General features: G+C 48.7%; 16 protein-coding genes and 1 riboswitch. Of the genes, 12 read left to right on the top strand and 4 right to left on the bottom strand.

Features of this window, described 5'->3' with window-relative positions:
* Window positions 1–57: 57 nt before the first annotated feature.
* The 3 genes from yqeH to IEW48_RS04560 all read right to left on the bottom strand — a co-directional run bounded on the left by yqeH (window position 58) and on the right by IEW48_RS04560 (window position 2035).
* On the bottom strand, window positions 58–1155 hold the full coding sequence (yqeH, locus tag IEW48_RS04570; protein WP_188622767.1) for a ribosome biogenesis GTPase YqeH: 1098 nt from the start codon (window positions 1153–1155) through the stop codon (window positions 58–60).
* 4 nt (window positions 1156–1159) lie between these two features.
* On the bottom strand, window positions 1160–1690 hold the full coding sequence (locus tag IEW48_RS04565; RefSeq protein ID WP_188622766.1) for a YqeG family HAD IIIA-type phosphatase: 531 nt from the start codon (window positions 1688–1690) through the stop codon (window positions 1160–1162).
* Between the two features lie 108 nt (window positions 1691–1798).
* Complete coding sequence (locus IEW48_RS04560) at window positions 1799–2035, bottom strand: hypothetical protein (RefSeq protein WP_007505507.1); 237 nt, start codon at window positions 2033–2035, stop codon at window positions 1799–1801.
* Window positions 2036–2291: 256 nt separating this feature from the next.
* On the opposite strand from IEW48_RS04560, the gene IEW48_RS04555 reads away from it, so the two are divergent.
* From IEW48_RS04555 to IEW48_RS04500, 12 genes are all read left to right on the top strand, one after another.
* The gene (locus tag IEW48_RS04555) at window positions 2292–4712 is read left to right on the top strand and encodes a Na+/H+ antiporter subunit A (RefSeq protein WP_188622765.1); all 2421 of its coding nucleotides are present in this window, start codon (window positions 2292–2294) and stop codon (window positions 4710–4712) included.
* A complete protein-coding gene (locus IEW48_RS04550; RefSeq protein WP_188622764.1) occupies window positions 4709–5131 on the top strand; it encodes a Na(+)/H(+) antiporter subunit B in 423 nt (140 codons plus the stop codon). Before IEW48_RS04555 ends, IEW48_RS04550 begins: the two co-directional genes overlap by 4 nt.
* A gap of 2 nt (window positions 5132–5133) precedes the next feature.
* On the top strand, window positions 5134–5472 hold the full coding sequence (locus tag IEW48_RS04545) for a Na(+)/H(+) antiporter subunit C (protein WP_007505504.1): 339 nt from the start codon (window positions 5134–5136) through the stop codon (window positions 5470–5472).
* Entirely contained in the window at window positions 5465–6946 is a 1482-nt protein-coding gene (locus IEW48_RS04540) for a Na+/H+ antiporter subunit D (protein ID WP_007505502.1), read from the top strand. Before IEW48_RS04545 ends, IEW48_RS04540 begins: the two co-directional genes overlap by 8 nt.
* Window positions 6947–7008: 62 nt before the next feature.
* Window positions 7009–7485 (top strand): Na+/H+ antiporter subunit E, encoded by a 477-nt coding sequence (locus tag IEW48_RS04535; protein ID WP_007505500.1) that lies wholly within the window; start codon window positions 7009–7011, stop codon window positions 7483–7485.
* Complete coding sequence (locus tag IEW48_RS04530; RefSeq protein ID WP_007505498.1) at window positions 7485–7772, top strand: Na(+)/H(+) antiporter subunit F1; 288 nt, start codon at window positions 7485–7487, stop codon at window positions 7770–7772. Before IEW48_RS04535 ends, IEW48_RS04530 begins: the two co-directional genes overlap by 1 nt.
* On the top strand, window positions 7747–8115 hold the full coding sequence (mnhG, locus tag IEW48_RS04525) for a monovalent cation/H(+) antiporter subunit G (RefSeq protein WP_007505497.1): 369 nt from the start codon (window positions 7747–7749) through the stop codon (window positions 8113–8115). Before IEW48_RS04530 ends, mnhG begins: the two co-directional genes overlap by 26 nt.
* Window positions 8116–8222: 107 nt before the next feature.
* Window positions 8223–8333, top strand: a riboswitch (SAM riboswitch).
* 131 nt (window positions 8334–8464) lie between these two features.
* The gene (locus IEW48_RS04520; protein ID WP_188622763.1) at window positions 8465–9814 is read left to right on the top strand and encodes a homoserine dehydrogenase; all 1350 of its coding nucleotides are present in this window, start codon (window positions 8465–8467) and stop codon (window positions 9812–9814) included.
* A gap of 240 nt (window positions 9815–10054) precedes the next feature.
* The gene (locus tag IEW48_RS16975) at window positions 10055–10462 is read left to right on the top strand and encodes a c-type cytochrome (RefSeq protein WP_007505493.1); all 408 of its coding nucleotides are present in this window, start codon (window positions 10055–10057) and stop codon (window positions 10460–10462) included.
* A 164-nt stretch (window positions 10463–10626) separates the two neighbouring features.
* Entirely contained in the window at window positions 10627–11880 is a 1254-nt protein-coding gene (locus IEW48_RS04510; RefSeq protein ID WP_188622762.1) for an efflux RND transporter periplasmic adaptor subunit, read from the top strand.
* Window positions 11867–14974 (top strand): efflux RND transporter permease subunit, encoded by a 3108-nt coding sequence (locus IEW48_RS04505; RefSeq protein ID WP_188622761.1) that lies wholly within the window; start codon window positions 11867–11869, stop codon window positions 14972–14974. The genes IEW48_RS04510 and IEW48_RS04505 overlap by 14 nt, the downstream gene beginning before the upstream one ends.
* Window positions 14975–15014: 40 nt before the next feature.
* Window positions 15015–15608 (top strand): TetR/AcrR family transcriptional regulator, encoded by a 594-nt coding sequence (locus IEW48_RS04500; RefSeq protein WP_188622760.1) that lies wholly within the window; start codon window positions 15015–15017, stop codon window positions 15606–15608.
* A 54-nt stretch (window positions 15609–15662) separates the two neighbouring features.
* On the opposite strand, the gene IEW48_RS04495 is transcribed toward IEW48_RS04500, so the two are convergent.
* Entirely contained in the window at window positions 15663–16433 is a 771-nt protein-coding gene (locus IEW48_RS04495) for a carbon-nitrogen family hydrolase (protein ID WP_042685613.1), read from the bottom strand.
* Window positions 16434–16626: the final 193 nt, after the last annotated feature.

The raw sequence follows: 16626 nt of genomic DNA, 5'->3' as shown, positions 1-16626 counted from the left end.
AGATACTCATTTTCCTTAAGCCACTGACGTAAAACTAAATACAGGGACAGATTGGGCCTAAATCATCGAGGGGCGTACATAGACGCCTGCCCCTTTGGGGGCGTAGGCTGTCAGCCGGGCTCCCGTCCCCTTTACAGCTACCCACCCCAGACCGGAAAAGACAATATCACATGGTTCATCTTTCAGACTAAAGGTATGTTGATCCAGAGGTCCCCACTCCTTTAGCGATTCATTCCCGGGAGGGCTCAACATTCCGCCAAGGTGCTTGCTATACAATTCATCCGCTTTCTCCAATTTGGTACGGTGAATAGGAAGCTCGTTAGACATATAACAGACAAAAGATTGACGCTCTCCGCTCGCAAAATCCAGCCGGGCCAATCCCCCGAAAAATAAAGTTTGACGGGGATTAAGCTGGTAAACTTTAGGCTTAAGCGGCTTGTTAGGTAAAATGACTTTCAAATCTTCGGAAGCGACATAATGGGCCATTTGGTGGTCATTAATCACACCAGGGGTGTCATACAGAGCCTGTCCATCATCAAGGGGGATTTTAATCATATCCAATGTTGTTCCTGGAAATCTGGACGTGGTTAAAACCGGGGCTTTCTCCGCTCCGGCCTGCTTTAAAATCTGGTTGATCAAGGTCGATTTGCCCACATTAGTGGCGCCAACTACATACACATCTCCCCCCTGCCGGTGCTGTTCAATGGATTTCATCAATGCTTGAATACCTGTTCCCTTCTCTGCGCTGCAAAAGACGACGTCAACCGGTTTTAGCCCCCCTTCCTTGGCTTGGCGGCGAACCCACTGTTCAATCCGCCCCCAGTTGACACGGGGAAACAGGTCTGTTTTATTGACGACAAGCACAACAGGGTTAAAATTGACAAAACGCATCAGACCGGGCAGCCAGCTGCCATTAAAATCAAACAGATCGACAATTTTCACCACCAGGGCTCTCGCTTCCCCGATCCGGTGCAAAATATGTATGAACTCATCATGGTCCATGGGTACTGGCGTCAAGTCATTGTAGTGCTTGATTCTGAAACAGCGCTGGCAGATGACTTGTTCCCTTTCCAAAGCTGAAGCAGGAACATATCCTGATTGCCCAGGATTTTCACTTTGCAACTTCACCCCGCATCCTGTACAGAACACGGCCATATCTTTACCTCCTTCCCTCTTCTTGTTCCCAGGTCAGCATACCTTTTTTTCTCATCCAATAAAAGGCAATGCGCTCAATGCGCCGGTTGATGCGGGTAAAAAAGCCATCTGTATCCGCTACAGGCACAACCAATATGGTATATAACCCCAGGCGGTTGCCTCCCAGCACATCGGTCAGCAATTGGTCGCCGATCACCACCACTTCCCGGGAGGACAAGTTCATCATGTGCTGCGCCCGCTTAAATGCAAAATGGAACGGTTTTCTCGCTTTATGTATAAACGGGATGCTTAACGGCTGGCAAAAGCGCCTCACCCGGTCTTCATTATTGTTTGATACCACCACAATTTTAAAACCCATATGCTCCACCTTTTTGAGCCATTCGGCCAGCTCAGGGGTGGCACTGGGACGATCCCATTCAATCAGGGTATTATCCAAGTCGGTAATGATGCCTTTCACCCCTCGTTGTTTTAAGGCTTCAAGGTCAATATCATACACCGAGGGAACATACAAATCCGGCAGAAGTTGCTTTAACAACCAACGTCACCTCCAACCAGTCCATCATACCATATTGTAACAAAATATTGGACCGTGTTCGCTTCTTTTTCTTCTCTAGTCAGCAAAAAAAGCATCCCATATAGGATGCTAAGGTAAAGGCAGTTCATAAATACGTATATACTCCCGGGGTTTAAACGGCTCAATGATGGGTTCCAAATATAAATGCTCAGGATTGATTTGCTGAATCTCAATGCCATCCTGATCAGGGTCATTAATCAGCTGCAAGGAAGGATGTTTGTCACGCAGAATGATCTGATCGTAATACCAGACAGAACTTAAAAGCACGATGAAAATACCTAAGGCAACACCAGCTTTTGTCCACATTTTTGCTCCACACTCCTTTTTTTATCTTGGTAAAAAAAAAAAGAGTTTATACCTCAAAGCTGTTTATCACCTTTTGTTCACAAAATTTTAACAAATAATTTTTTGCTGTTTTCCTTCTTATTTATAAGACCACAAAAAAAGAGTGAAATTTTAATTGATGAGACACCATAAGGTGCAAGGGCAAAAATTTTACGCTATAATTTAAAGGGATTTTTCAGAGGGGATCATTTAGGAGAGGGTAAAGGAGGTATCATCATTGACCTTGCTGCATCTCGCCGTATTGGCACCTTTTTTGATGGCCATCGTTGTGCCTTTCTTATACAGATACTTGCGTCAGATTCATACAGGCTGGTTTGTTCTGCTTTTGCCTGTTCTCCTTTTTGCGTATCTTATTCAATTTTTGCCGTCGGTTGCTAACGGAGAGTCCATTATGGAAACAATGGCCTGGGTGCCGTCACTGGGGATCAACTTTACTGTTTATGTAGACGGGTTAGGGCTCCTCTTTGCTCTCTTGATTACAGGAATTGGCGCCCTGGTCGTCTTATACTCGATCTATTATCTTTCTAAAAAAACGGAAGCATTAAACAACTTTTATGTTTATCTGCTAATGTTTATGGGCGCCATGCTGGGCGTGGTCTTGGCCGATAATTTAATTGTGTTGTACGTGTTCTGGGAATTGACTAGTTTGGCTTCATCTCTTTTGATCGGCTATTGGTTCCACCGGGAAAAATCCCGTTATGGGGCCCAAAAATCAATGTTAATCACCGTTTTTGGCGGTTTCGCCATGCTGGCTGGCTTTTCACTTCTGTACGTGATGGCCGGAACGTTCAGCATTCGTGAACTGATCGCTCAGGCAGATGTAATTGCTGGACATGCCCTCTTTCTGCCTGCCATGCTGCTCGTCTTGTTGGGCGCGTTTACCAAATCTGCTCAATTTCCCTTTCATATCTGGCTTCCCGATGCCATGGAAGCCCCTACGCCTGTCAGTGCTTATTTGCATTCGGCCACCATGGTCAAAGCAGGGATTTACCTGGTTGCTCGCCTGACGCCTGTTTTTGCCGGAGGAGCAGAATGGTTCTGGATCGTGTCTGGATTTGGTTTGTTCACCTTAATCTGGGGCTCTTATTCTGCCATTAAGCAAACGGATCTAAAATCGATCCTGGCTTTCTCCACGGTCAGCCAGTTGGGCCTGATCATGTGTTTGCTGGGCATTGGCTCCAGTGCTGTTCACTTTGGCTATGGCTCACCGGAGTCTGAACTGTATTTAATTGCCACCCTGACCGCTGTTTTTCATCTCATCAACCATGCCACCTTTAAGGGCTGTTTGTTCATGGTGGTCGGCATTGTGGATCACGAAACAGGCACACGTGATATTCGCAAGCTGGGCGGTTTGATGACTTTCATGCCGGTCACTTTCACCTTAGCGGTTGTCGGCTCTTTATCTATGGCTGGCCTGCCCCCCTTTAACGGCTTTCTGAGTAAAGAGATGTTTTTTACAGCTGTGCTCCGAGCTGCCCAATTAGACATTTTCAACATGGAAACATGGGGACTGCTTTTTCCTGTCATTGCATGGGTGGCCAGTGTGTTTACCTTTATCTACAGCATGATCTTGCTCTTTAAAACATTTACCGGGAAATATCAGCCGGAAAAACTGGATAAAAAACCTCACGAAGCACCGGTCGGCATGCTGGTCAGTCCGGTCATTCTGGGTTCGTTGGTTATTATTTTGGGCTTCTTCCCGAACGTTTTGTCCCACACCTTACTCAAACCCGCCATGGTTTCCATTTTACCCATGCTGCTGGAAACCATTGACCACTTTGGTGTCCATATTTATATGTGGCACGGCTTTAATGCGGAACTGATGATGACCATCGGTGTGGTTGCTGCGGGAACAGTGCTGTACCGTGTCATGTTTAAGGGGGAGTCAATCTACGAGCGTCTGCGGCAAACCGATCCCCTCAATCATATATATGACAGTGCTCTAGTGGGCCTCATAAAGGGCTCGATCGCAATTACCCGAGTACAAATGACGGGCTTGTTGCGAGATTATTTTGCCTATATGTCTGTCTTCATGATTTTGCTTTTGGGTTATGCCACTTACCGTTACCAAGCTTTGGCGATTGATATGGAATCTGTGGCACCTATTTCAACTTACGTGTGGATCCTGGCCATTGTCTTTATTTTATCCACCTTAAGTGTACCTTTTATCAACCATCGCCTGACGGCCATTATCGCTGTTGGTGTCATTGGCTTCTTATTGGCATTACTCTTTGTTGTGTTCCGTGCCCCTGACTTGGCACTCACCCAATTGTTGGTGGAGACAGTGATGGTGGTCTTGTTCTTGCTCTGTTTCTATCATTTGCCAGAGCTGCGTAAAGAATCATTCAAGCCGATCTTCAAATGGACCAATGTGATCATTTCAGTTGCGGTGGGTGCTATCGTTACGCTGATTGCCTTTGGTTCACTGGCAGCGGGTCACCATCTTAACTTCGAGCCGATTTCAACTTATTTCATTGAAAATTCTTATACCCTGGCGGGCGGAAAAAATATGGTCAACGTGATTTTGGTTGACTTCCGGGGGCTTGATACCGTCCTGGAAGTGCTTGTTTTGGCCATAGCTGCCTTGGGTGTGGTTACCATGGTTAAACTGCGCATGACGGGGAGGGAAGATGTATGAGAGTAAACAATGTCATGCTCTATACCATTACTCGTGTTGTAGTCTTTATCATTCTTTCCTTCTCCATCTATCTCTTCTTTGCTGGACATCACAATCCAGGCGGAGGATTTATCGGCGGACTGATGACGGCCGCCGCGCTGTTATTGTTATATCTCAGTTTTGACTTGAAGACCATCAAACAGATAATCCCGTTTAACTACACCTGGATGATCGCCATCGGTTTATTGTTGTCACTGGGAACGGGTGTGGCCAGCATGCTGCTTGGTTATCCCTTCCTCACCCAGTTTTTTGACTACTTTGACCTTCCTTTCCTGGGAGAGACGGAGCTGGCTACAGCTGTGCTGTTTGACGTGGGTATCTACTTAACCGTTGTAGGCATTACGTTGTTGTCTATTCTGACCATCGGGGAGGATCGATAGGCATGGAACTTCTAATGTCCGTTTTGGTCGGTGTCCTGTTTATGGTTGGCACTTATTTGATCTTAACCAAAAGTATCCTGAGGGTTGTGTTGGGGCTTATCCTCATGTCCCATGGCGCACACTTGCTTTTATTAACCATGGCCAGACTAAAGACAGGTGCCCCTCCCCTTTTGGGAGAAGATGCGTTAAGTTATACTGATCCATTGCCCCAAGCCTTGATCTTGACAGCGATTGTAATCAGTTTCGGCGTGACTGCATTTTTGCTGGTTTTGGCCTACCGGACATATAAGGAACATCAAACCGACAATTTAGACCAGTTAAGGGGATCTGCCGATGAATAACTTAGTCATTGTACCCATCCTTTTGCCGTTTATCATTGGTGTGGTGCTGATTTTCTTTAGCAAACACCGCACAGTTCAGCATGTGATCAGCGCCGTCGCGGTAACAATGTTGCTGGCTGTGTCCATCTATCTGGCCTATGTTGTTTATCATGAAGGCATTCAAACATTGGAGCTGGGCAACTGGCCTGCTCCCTTTGGTATCGTGCTTGTGGCCGATTTATTTGCCGCGATGATGGTGATCTTGTGTGCTATTGTTGGCTTTGTCTGTTTGTTCTTTGCCTTTAAAACCATTCACCCTGACCGCGAAAAGTTTTACTTCTATCCCTTCTACTTTTTCTTGTTAACAGGGGTCAACGGTGCCTTTTTAACAGGAGATCTTTTTAACCTGTTCGTTTTCTTTGAGGTGATGCTGATTGCCTCCTATATCCTGATTGTGTTCGGCGGCACCAAATATCAGCTGCGGGAATCGTTTAAATATGTGGCCATCAATATTTTCTCATCCATTCTGTTTATCGTTGGCATCGCTTACCTGTACGGAGTGACAGGTACGCTGAACATGGCCCATATTGCCGAGCGGGTCGCCGAAGCAGACCAACAGGGAATTCTTAATGTGATTGCCATTGTCTTGCTTTTGGTCTTTGCCATTAAGGGCGCACTCTTTCCCCTTTATTTCTGGCTGCCCCGCTCCTATTTCGGTCCACCAGCGGCCATTGCTGCCTTGTTCGGCGGATTGTTAACAAAAGTAGGAATCTATGCGATCATTCGCACGTTTACGCTCATCTTTACCCATGACCCGGCCTTTACCCACAATATTATTCTGGCTTTGGCCGGTGCCACTATGTTCTTTGGTGTGTTAGGGGCGGTCAGCCAATTTGATTTTAAGCGCATTTTATCCTATCACATCATCAGCCAGGTAGGCTATATGGTGATGGGCTTGGGTATTTATACCCCCTTGGCCTTAGCTGGTGCCATTTACTATATTGCCCACCATATCATTGTTAAAGCAGCATTATTCTTGTTTGCCGGAGCGACACAAAAAGTGACGGGCACCACCGATTTGCATAAAATGGGGGGACTGCTCAAAACCCATCCCTGGCTGGGGTGGCTGTTTTTAGTCGCGGCCCTTTCCCTAGCAGGCATTCCGCCATTGAGTGGGTTCTTCAGCAAATTTGCCTTAATTTTAGCGGGTCTGGAAGAAGGCCGCTGGTTTATCGTCTTTGTCAGCTTAGTCGTCGGCTTGCTCACCTTGTTCTCCATGATGAAAATATTTATGTATGCCTTTTGGCGTGAACAAAAACATTCTGAGGAGCAGGCACGGACCAGAGTGAGCGGTTTGCTGTGGCCCATTGCCCCGCTGATTGTACTCACGATCGGACTTGGTTTAGGGGCCGAGCCCATTTTCCGCTTCTCCTTGGAAGTCGCTGAGCAGATTTTAGATCCAACAGTTTATATCCGGGCTGTGCTTGGACAGTAGCTGTTTCACTTCAGCGCGGCGGCGCTGAAGCCTCTCATTTTCAAAATAAGGGGTAGGTTGTTATGGCCTTTCAGATTGTGATTAACATTGGCATCGCCATATTATGGATGTTTTTGCAGAATGAGTTCACTTTTGTGCAATTTACGTTAGGTTATGTCTTGGGGATTGTTCTCTTGTTTGTGTTACGCCGCTTTTTAGGAACCCGCTTTTATATGGAGCGTGTCGTGGCCCTGGTGAAGTTAATCGCTTTGTTTATATACGAGTTGATCCTGGCTAACATCGATATGCTCAAAATCGTGCTGAGTCCAAGGCTCAACATTACACCTGGTATTGTGGCGGTCCCCACTAGCTTGAAGACGGATTGGGAAAAGACGACTTTAGCCGCTTTGATCTCTCTGACACCCGGAACCTTATCGATGGCTTTCTCCGAGGAGGGAGACATCATCTATGTCCACTTTATTCACATGAAAGACAAAGAAGAAGCGGTCAAAAACATTAAAGAGGGCTTTGAACGGGCCATTCTGGAGGTGACCCGCTGATGCTATCAGCCGTGTTATGGCTGGTCTTGATCATGATGTCAGTTTCTATCCTCATTTGTTTCCTGCGCGTCCTGAAAGGACCTACCACCGCTGACAGAGTGGTGGCATTGGATACCATTGGCATTAACCTAATCGGTTTTGTGGGACTTTTGATCATGGTTCAAAACACCTTGGCCTATGTCGAAGTGGCCCTGGTGATCGGTATATTAGCCTTTATCGGAACCATCGCTTTAGCTAAATTTATCGAAAGGGGGACTGTCCTTGATCTTGATCGAGATCGTCATTAGTATATTCCTCTTCATCGGCGGATTTTTTTGCTTATTAGGATCCGTAGGACTGATGCGCTTTCCAGATGTCTATGGCCGCTTGCATGCCGCTACCAAAAGCGCAACCCTCGGGGTGATCTGTATCATGCTCAGCGCTTTCCTTTACTTTTGGTGGCAACACGGGATCTTCAGCGGAAAAATTTTATTAGCAATTCTGTTTGTGTTTTTGACAGCGCCCGTGGCCGCACTGATGATTTCCCGTTCTGCTTACCGCGTGGGTGTCCCCCTCTGGGAAAAAACGGTTCAGGATGATTTAAAAACACTGTATCCCCCGAAGAAAGAGCAGTCAGAAGAAAAACAGTGATTGCGAACCATTGACAATCAAGTGCGAATATCTTAAGATAATTTTCAAGACTTAAAAGCATTGCCAAGTCTTATACCCCCTTTCAACTGAATAGCGTGACGTCACCACTCTTATCAAGAGAGGCGGAGGGACTGGCCCGATGAAGCCCGGCAACCGCCAGCTCAGGCTGGAAAGGTGCCAATTCCTGCGAAGATGGTTCCATCTTCGAGAGATAAGAGGAAGGATGCTAATGGGCATATTCTCCCCCTTCCTCGCGGAAGGGGGTTTTTCATTTAAGATTGTTGTGGCGTGTGAGCAGACAGGTTCCTTGATTGAAAGAAAAAAATTGCAGACGAAAGGAGAATGGCCGATGCTGCGAATCGGATTGTTGGGCTTGGGTACGGTGGGAAGCGGTGTTTATGAAGCCATTACCACCGGCAAAGAAAGGCTAAAACGGCTGCTAGGTGAGGAGGTAGAAGTGGTCAGCATTCTCATCAAGGACAGCCGTAAGGAACGTCCAAATGTCCCCCAGGAGCTGCTGGTGACCGACTTTGAGTCATTTATCGCCCGGAAACCCGATGTGGTCTTTGAAGCTATTGTGGGGGTCGATCCCGCTTACTTTTATGTCTCCTATCTTTTGGAGCATCACATTCCTGTCATCTCAGCCAACAAAGAATTGATCGCCAAGCGGGGACAGCGATTGCATCAAATAGCCAGCCAAGCGGGCACCTGGCTGAGCTATGAAGCCAGTGTGGCCGGCGGTATTCCCATTTTGGCAGCTTTAAAAAATTCTTTAAAGTTTAATCATATTTCAGAACTTCAAGGCATCTTAAACGGAACCACTAACTATATTTTGACCAAAATGAGTCAGGAGGGAAAATCTTTCAGCGATGTTTTGCATGAGGCACAAGCATTAGGTTATGCTGAAGCAGATCCCACAAGCGATGTGGAAGGATGGGATGCCTTATATAAGCTGCAAATTTTAGCTTACCTGATAACCGGGAGCTGGGAGTACAGCTCCAGCTTTACCTGCCGTGGGATCAGCGAGGTCCAAGCTTGGCACTTGAAGGCAGCCCAAAAGTTCGGCCTGACGCTCAAGCTGACTGCCTCCCTGTTCAGGACGGCCACAGGAGTGGAAGGGCGCGTTGAGCCTGTCTTCTTGCCTGCTGGCCATCCTTTGGCCCAAGTGAATGGAGTGACCAATGCTGTCATGGTCACAGGTGATACGGTCGGCCAGTTGGTCTTTCAAGGCCCTGGGGCAGGCAAACATCCAACTGCGAGTGCCATGATTGAAGACTTTGTCTTCGGCCATCAGCAGTTTAAAACCGGTTGTTTTCCAGCCCATCCCGGGCGATTTGCATCCTCTGAAGTCCCTGCGCCAGCCCTTGACTCAAATGGGACAGAGCAAAAAAATGGAGCGGAAAAGCATCAACCCTCCCGTCATCACAGAGAAGATTACGTTATTGCTTTTTGGCAACAAACAAAGGGGCAGCGTGAAGTTGAGCGGTTGGTCCAAAACAGTCAAGGAGAATGGCTGTACTGTGAGCAGACAGAGCAATTTGGCACAGGACTGTTAAGAATGACCGATGCCCGCTGGCGGGAAGAACTCATCTGCTGTCCGGAAGTTACCCTTTACCCGGTTCTCATTAATGGAGATGAGTGGCAAACCACCGCTCTGGAAAGCATACAGACAGATGTGGAGAGCCCTGCTTATACCTAACCCTTACAACTGCTGTCTCTCCTGTTTATATCACCTAACGGGCCCAACATGCTTTCTGCTGTGGCCGCACTGCCAGCGGTACCCTGATCAAATCCTTATCCTGCATCAGTTGCCAGTTCTTGTGCGGCCGCTGTAGCCAGAAAATCTTTTTTTGTCTTTTTTCTTTCGTGCTACATAGCTGACATGAAAGTGGCAAATACTAACGCTGACTGAACCTTTCTAGAAAGCGAGGAGACTTAAATGAAGTTCCTTTATCGAGGAATGCTGGTATGTACATTGTTGACGTTATTGCTGACAGGGGGGTGCAGGCCAGCCGATGAACCGCCTCCAGAAGAGGATATAGTCGAAGATGAAACGGTACCTGATGAGGCTGAACCGGACACAGAAACCCCTGAGGAAGAAGCCGCTCCAGAGGGAGCAGATGCCCAAATGATTGCTGAAGGGGAAGCTGTCGTACAGCAAAGCTGTGTCTCTTGTCATGGTGAAAACTTGGAAGGCGGAATGGGGCCCAGTTTACATGGCATAACCGAAAAGTATACCCGTGAAGAGCTGTATGACATCCTGGTGAATGGCATCGGCAGCATGCCCGCTGGAACGGCCCGCGGTCACGAGGAAGAGGTCATTGCTTACCTCATGACGTTAGACTAACATGCACACATGTGAGAGTGGACAGGAGGGGATGGCAATCCTCTCTTTTCTTTAGACCACACAAACAACTTTTTGTATATTTTTTAGCTGTTGACTGACCCGTCAGTCAGAACGTATACTTGTTAGAGAATCATGTAAACTGTGGAGAGGAGTAGGGGTACGGGATGAGAAAGTGGTATCTGCTGCTGATATTCGTCATCCTGCTCTTAAGCGGATGCAATGGGACCAATGTACAAACGGAAGAGGCAGAGGTCTACCCGGTTGAGTTCTATACTGTCAGTAAGCAAAGCGTAGAACAGACCATCTCATTTACAGGTACGGTGATGGCCAGGGAACACCTGCCCATTTTTCCCGTTGTGACAGGAGAAGTCAAAAAAGTGCATGTCCAAAACGGTGACCAAGTGGAAGCGGGTCAACTATTAGTAGAATTGGAAGCAACAGAGATTCACAACAGTATTGAACAAGCGGAGGCAGCGCTTCAGGCAGCCCAGGCCCAGCTGGAAAGTGCCAAAGCGATGCGGCAGCAAGCGATCCGCCAAGCTGAACTGCAGCTGGAACAAGCTAAGCAGGCATACCAGGCCGTCCAGTCTGCTGAAGCGCCCGAAATCCGTCTGGATGAAGACAATGAACAACTCAGAGAAGTGCTAGATCCTCTTGTGCAAATGAATCAGGCTCAACGGGAAAGGGAATTGCAACAGGCAGAAATGAGCGTCCGAGCCGCTCAACTTGCCTTGGAACAGGCTCAAGGAACAGAATCAGTACAGGCAGCAGAAGCAGCCGTCCAACAGGCGGAAGTTGGCTTAAGAATAGCCCAGCAACAAAAAAAGCATACGCGTCTCACAGCTCCTATTGCAGGCCAGGTTGCTGAGCTGGCCGTGCAGGAGGGCCAATTTGTCTCTCCCCAGCTGCCACTGCTGAGCATTGTTGATCTGTCCCGGCCCTATGTGCACGCCACTGTCAGTGAAGATCAATTGCAGTGGATTGAAGTGGGCCAAGAGGTGCAGATTGTCTTAAACGCCTTGAACAGCGTCACCTCCGGGCAAATCAGTTACATCAGCCCTCTTCCCGCCCAGCAATCCCGTTCCTATCCCGTGGAAATATCCTGGGCAGAGGCCCCTGACGGGGTTGTGCCGGGGATGCTGGCCCGGGTGACAGCAGATTTAACTTCTGCCGAGGCGCAACTCATGGTACCCGTTGACGCCGTCGTCTACGACCAGGACCGTCATGTCGTTTTTGTGATCACGGATGGCGTGGCCAGGGCCCGGCCGGTCACAGTTGGTGAAGAGTTGGGAGAATGGCTGGTGATCGAAGACGGGCTTGACGAGGGTGAACAGATTGTTGTCAGCGGCCAATATAGTCTGGTAGATGGTGCTAAAGTGGACATACGTAAGGAGCGTCATGTAGATGAAATTAACTGATCTGTCAGTACATCGCCCTGTCGGTGTTGTCATCATTGTGATCGCTGTCATGATTCTGGGTGCCATCTCCTTGACCAATTTGTCTATAGATCTGTTGCCAGACATTAATTTGCCAGTTGCTGTAGTGATGACCTCCTATTCGGGTGCGGCACCTCAAGAGGTGGAAACGTTGGTGACCCGCCCGCTTGAAGGAGGGCTAAGCACGCTTGAAGGGCTGGAACGGATTCAATCACTGTCGGTCCAGAACCAATCCTTAATCATTCTGGTCTACGATTTTGGCACCAATATGGATCAAGCCATGCTGGAAATTCGGGACCGTCTGGATCTGATACGCCAGGCATTGCCTGACGGAGCTGATGATCCTGCGCTGTTCCGCTTTGATCCCAATGCCTTCCCCATCATCCAACTCAGCTTGTCTGGCAGTGTCAGCGAAGCACAGCTGACCAGTCTGGCTGAGGAAAGAGTAATTCCCCGCCTGGAACGGTTACCGGGTGTGGCGCAGGTCAGTCTGATCGGCCAAACACCACGGGAGATCCACGTTGAAGTCGATCCCCACCGTCTGGCTGCCTATCAATTAAACCTTTTGCATATTGTCCAGTTGTTGGGAACTGAAAATGTAAGCACATCAGCTGGCACGCTGCCCCGCGGACAAATGGAAATGTCCTTGCGGGTCATCGGGGAATTGCAGGACAGTGAAGATGTGCGCGGTCTGCTCATCCCATTGCCCACAGGAGAAGTGATCCGGCTGGAGGATGTGGCTGAGGTCAAAGATACCACCGCTCCAACCCAGTCATATGCCTTTGTCAATGGACAACCCACACTCAGCCTTAATATCACCAAGCAATCAGACGCCAACACTGTCGCCGTCGCCCGGGCTGTCGAGCGTGAACTGGAGAAACTGGCAGCTGAATTGCCTTCATTTATCGAGATTAACACCATCTTGGACACCTCCCAGTTTATACGGGAGTCTATAAACAATGTGGTCCGCAATATGATCTTGGGCGCAAGCATGGCTGTGTTTATTCTTTTAGTTTTTTTGCGCAGCGTGCATAGCACACTGGTGATTGCGGCTTCCATCCCCATTGCCCTGATTTCCGCTTTTACCCTCATTTATTTTTCAGGCCAAACCTTAAACATATTGACCATGGGAGGGCTGGCTCTGGGCATCGGTTTAATGGTGGACAGCTCCATTGTTATTTTAGAAAACATCTATAAGTACCGGGAACGGGGCTTTCATGCTGTGGAAGCGGCCAAACGGGGAGCCCAAGAGATTGGCAGCGCCGTCATCGCTTCCACCTTAACCAGCGTGGTTGTGTTTTTACCGATCATCTTCACCACCGGCTTGGCAGCGGAAATTTTCTTTCCGCTGGCCATTACGGTCGCCTTTACTCTTTTGGCTTCGCTGGCGGTCGCTATCACACTGGTGCCGATGCTGGCCAGCCGCTTGATGCCGCCCTCCTCCCCAGCAGAAACCCAAGGTTGGCTTACCCGGCTGAGCGATCGGCTGGGATCCATGCTGGCGCTTATTGGTCAGCGGTACAGGCAAGCCCTTAACTGGGCCATTGCCCATCGCAAGACGGTTCTAGTGGCCACCCTGTTGTTGCTCGGTGGCTGTTTGACATTGGTTCCTTCCATTGGGGTTGAGTTTTTGCCCATTCTTGACCAAGGTGAAATCCTGGTAGAGGTAGAACTGCCTGTCGCCAGCAGTCTGGAGCACACGGTCGGGGTGCTGGCCGGACTGGAACAACAGATACTGGACATCGCTGAAGTGGAACTGGTCTTTACCTCAGCAGGACAAGACAACATGGCTATGCGGGGCAATGCCCAAAACCGGGGCAGCATGTATATTCGCCTGCTCCCTGCAGATAAGCGGGAACGCTCCACCACAGCTGTGATGGAGGAGCTGCGTCAGCTCACCCAGTCCATTCCTGATGCTGAAGTGACGGTGAGTAGGCTGGACAGCACTGGAATGGATGAAGCACCTGTCCGAATCGAGATCTCCGGGCACGAACTGGACACCTTGGCCGAACTGGCTGAGGAAGTCAGCTGGAGCATGGCACAAGTGCCTGGTCTGGCCAATATCATCACGTCTCTTGAACAGAGCCGCCCTGAATTGCAAGTGATCATAGACAAGGATTTAGCCAGTCAGTATGGTTTGACACAGAACGAAGTGATGCAAACCATCCGCCTGGGTTTTCAAGGGCAAGTGGCCACCGTGATCCGCAAGGAAGGCGAAGAGATCAATGTTCGCGTGTTACTTTCCGAACAGAACCGGCAATCTGTTGAGGATCTGGCCCAACTGCCGCTGGTCACCCCGTTGGGTGACAGCATCACCCTGAATACAATTGCCCGTTTTGAACAGACAGAAGGACCGCCTGTGATCTCCCGTCAAAACCAGCAGCGGGGTGTGGCCATCAGTGCTGATTTAACCACTGAGCGGGATTTGGGCAGTGTGGTAGAAGATATCCGCCGCCAGCTGGAGGAGATTCCTTTTCCCGAGGGCTACCAGTATGAGTTTGGCGGCCAGTATGAACAAATGATCGAAGCCTTTGGTGACTTAACCCTGGCATTGGGCTTGGCTGTCTTCTTGGTTTATGCCGTTATGGCTGTCCAGTTTGAAAAGCTGATGTATCCTTTTATTATCATGTTTAGTTTGCCTGTGACCAGTATCGGGGTGATTGTCGGCCTGTTTGTAACCGGCCATTCGTTCAGTACACCAGCCTTTATCGGTTTAATTGTGCTGGCTGGCATTGTGGTGAACAACGCCATTGTGCTGGTGGACTATACCAACACTTTGCGCCAGCGGGGACTGAGCCGGGAAGACGCGCTCTTAACCGCCGGGCAAGAGCGGCTGCGCCCCATTATGATGACCATGCTTACCACCGTGCTGGCCATGGCACCCTTGGCCCTTGGCCTGGGTGAAGGTGCCGAATTACAAGCCCCTATGGCGGTTGTGATTGTCTTTGGTCTATCTTTTTCAACGTTGATCACGCTGTTTGTGGTCCCTGTCATGTACATCTATATGGACCGGTTGACAGAATGGTTTAAAAGGCGGTTAAAGCAGAGAAAAAAGCTGCTGGCTGAACCGCATTGAACCACCAGTTCACATCCCGTGTGATGAAGGAGGTGTGACCATGTCAGACAATGGCATACACCCGGACGCTGGCAAGCGTCAAAAAATATTGGAGAGTGCATTTGCGGTGTTTTCCCAAAAAGGATACCAGCAAACCAAAGTGGAAGAAGTAGCCCAACATGCCGGTATCGGCAAGGGAACTGTTTATCTCTACTTTACCAGTAAAGAAGAGCTGCTGCGGGAAATGTTGAAGGCCATGATTAAGAAGTATCTGTCTGAATTGAAACAAAAACTGGCTGAAGAAACAGATCCCTGGGCCAAATTGAAAGTCATGTACACTATCCATGTCTCTCTGTTGCAAGAGAATCCTTCCTTGGTCCAGTTGCATCTTCATGATTTTGCCTTTGTCAATGACCAATTCCGTTCCTGGCTGGAAACAGAAAAGAAAGATTTTGTCAATCACATTGCGGCTATCATTGAGTCTGGCATCCAAACGGGTCAGTTCCGGCCGCTTAATGCCAAGCTGGCAGCGGCACTGATCATCTCCAGTCTCGGTGTGTTTTTACCTCCACACAGTTCCGAATGTTTTTCAGTTGACGAACTGGTCGATCTTTTGTTTCACGGGATGAGCCGCAGGGTTTCGGCCCAAGCTTAAGGGATGGGCCGTGATGTGCAAAACGCATGGTTTCAGCAAACCATGCGTTTTGTATTACTGAAGGACCCGGTGTTTTAATTGCGGAAAGTGCTCCCGTATCCGCTTCACTTCATCCAGGTCAATCTCAGCCGTGACAATGGCTTCAGATTCCCCCGCCTGTGCCCGGACAACGCCCCACGGGTCAACAACCTGACTGTACCCGCCCAGCAAAACATGACGCGTGTGCCCCACACAGTTGGCAGAGATGAGAAAACACTGGTTCTCTACAGCTCGTACAGCATTAAACAATTGCCAGTGCGCCAAGCGCTGGTGTGGCCAGGCCGAGGTTACCAGAAAAATTTCCACCCCCAAATCAACCTGCTTCCTGAAAAGTTCAGGAAACCTTAAATCATAACAGGTAGACAATCCTACCCGCCCTACCTTAGTTTCAGTCACTGTAATTTCCTCGCCGCGGGTTAACAGCTCCCCTTCCTGTGATCCATAGCGAAAAAGGTGGATTTTGCGATACGTAGCCAATAGATCACCGTTAGCGTCAAACAGAACACCGGTATTGTAATACTGCTCCCCTGCTTGTTCCACAAAGCTGCCAGCGAACAAAACACTGTTCAGCTGGCGCGCCACCTGGGCCATACGCTGCACAAAAGGGCCGGAGATCGGCTCCGCCTCTTCCCTATAACGATCAAAGGAAAAATAGCCTGTCGCCCATATTTCCGGCAACACGATCAAATCATACCCTTTTAGCTTCTTTAGCAGGCCAATCATGCGTTCAATGCGCTCATCCTTTGTTTCCCTATCCCTTATTTCAAATTGGACTGAGGCGACCAATCAGTTTTTACCCGACTACAGCCAACTTTCAGCTAGCCACTTAGCAAGGGCTAAGCTCATGTTTCTTAATTAGGGATTGCTGAAAAAGTTTCATTTTTTAAGTTTTAACTTGCTCAATTTAAGTTTCTTGGTAGACTATTTTTTTCTTGAAGACGTAAGTAAAACCATATAGCAAAAAAAGACAAAAAGAGAG

It is taken from the genome of Caldalkalibacillus thermarum, from assembly GCF_014644735.1.
GTDB lineage: Bacteria > Bacillota > Bacilli > Caldalkalibacillales > Caldalkalibacillaceae > Caldalkalibacillus > Caldalkalibacillus thermarum.
This window is presented reverse-complemented; position numbering and strand designations above follow the sequence as displayed.

What these genes read in the sequence shown, in the direction of transcription:
- yqeH (WP_188622767.1), bottom strand. Translation starts at nt 1,155, where the DNA reads ATGGCCGTGTTCTGTACAGGATGCGGGGTGAAGTTGCAAAGTGAAAAT.
- IEW48_RS04560 (WP_007505507.1), bottom strand. Translation starts at nt 2,035, where the DNA reads ATGTGGACAAAAGCTGGTGTTGCCTTAGGTATTTTCATCGTGCTTTTA.
- IEW48_RS04550 (WP_188622764.1), top strand. Translation starts at nt 4,709, where the DNA reads ATGAGAGTAAACAATGTCATGCTCTATACCATTACTCGTGTTGTAGTC.
- IEW48_RS04545 (WP_007505504.1), top strand. Translation starts at nt 5,134, where the DNA reads ATGGAACTTCTAATGTCCGTTTTGGTCGGTGTCCTGTTTATGGTTGGC.
- IEW48_RS04540 (WP_007505502.1), top strand. Translation starts at nt 5,465, where the DNA reads ATGAATAACTTAGTCATTGTACCCATCCTTTTGCCGTTTATCATTGGT.
- IEW48_RS04535 (WP_007505500.1), top strand. Translation starts at nt 7,009, where the DNA reads ATGGCCTTTCAGATTGTGATTAACATTGGCATCGCCATATTATGGATG.
- IEW48_RS04530 (WP_007505498.1), top strand. Translation starts at nt 7,485, where the DNA reads ATGCTATCAGCCGTGTTATGGCTGGTCTTGATCATGATGTCAGTTTCT.
- IEW48_RS04520 (WP_188622763.1), top strand. Translation starts at nt 8,465, where the DNA reads ATGCTGCGAATCGGATTGTTGGGCTTGGGTACGGTGGGAAGCGGTGTT.
- IEW48_RS16975 (WP_007505493.1), top strand. Translation starts at nt 10,055, where the DNA reads ATGAAGTTCCTTTATCGAGGAATGCTGGTATGTACATTGTTGACGTTA.
- IEW48_RS04510 (WP_188622762.1), top strand. Translation starts at nt 10,627, where the DNA reads ATGAGAAAGTGGTATCTGCTGCTGATATTCGTCATCCTGCTCTTAAGC.
- IEW48_RS04505 (WP_188622761.1), top strand. Translation starts at nt 11,867, where the DNA reads ATGAAATTAACTGATCTGTCAGTACATCGCCCTGTCGGTGTTGTCATC.
- IEW48_RS04500 (WP_188622760.1), top strand. Translation starts at nt 15,015, where the DNA reads ATGTCAGACAATGGCATACACCCGGACGCTGGCAAGCGTCAAAAAATA.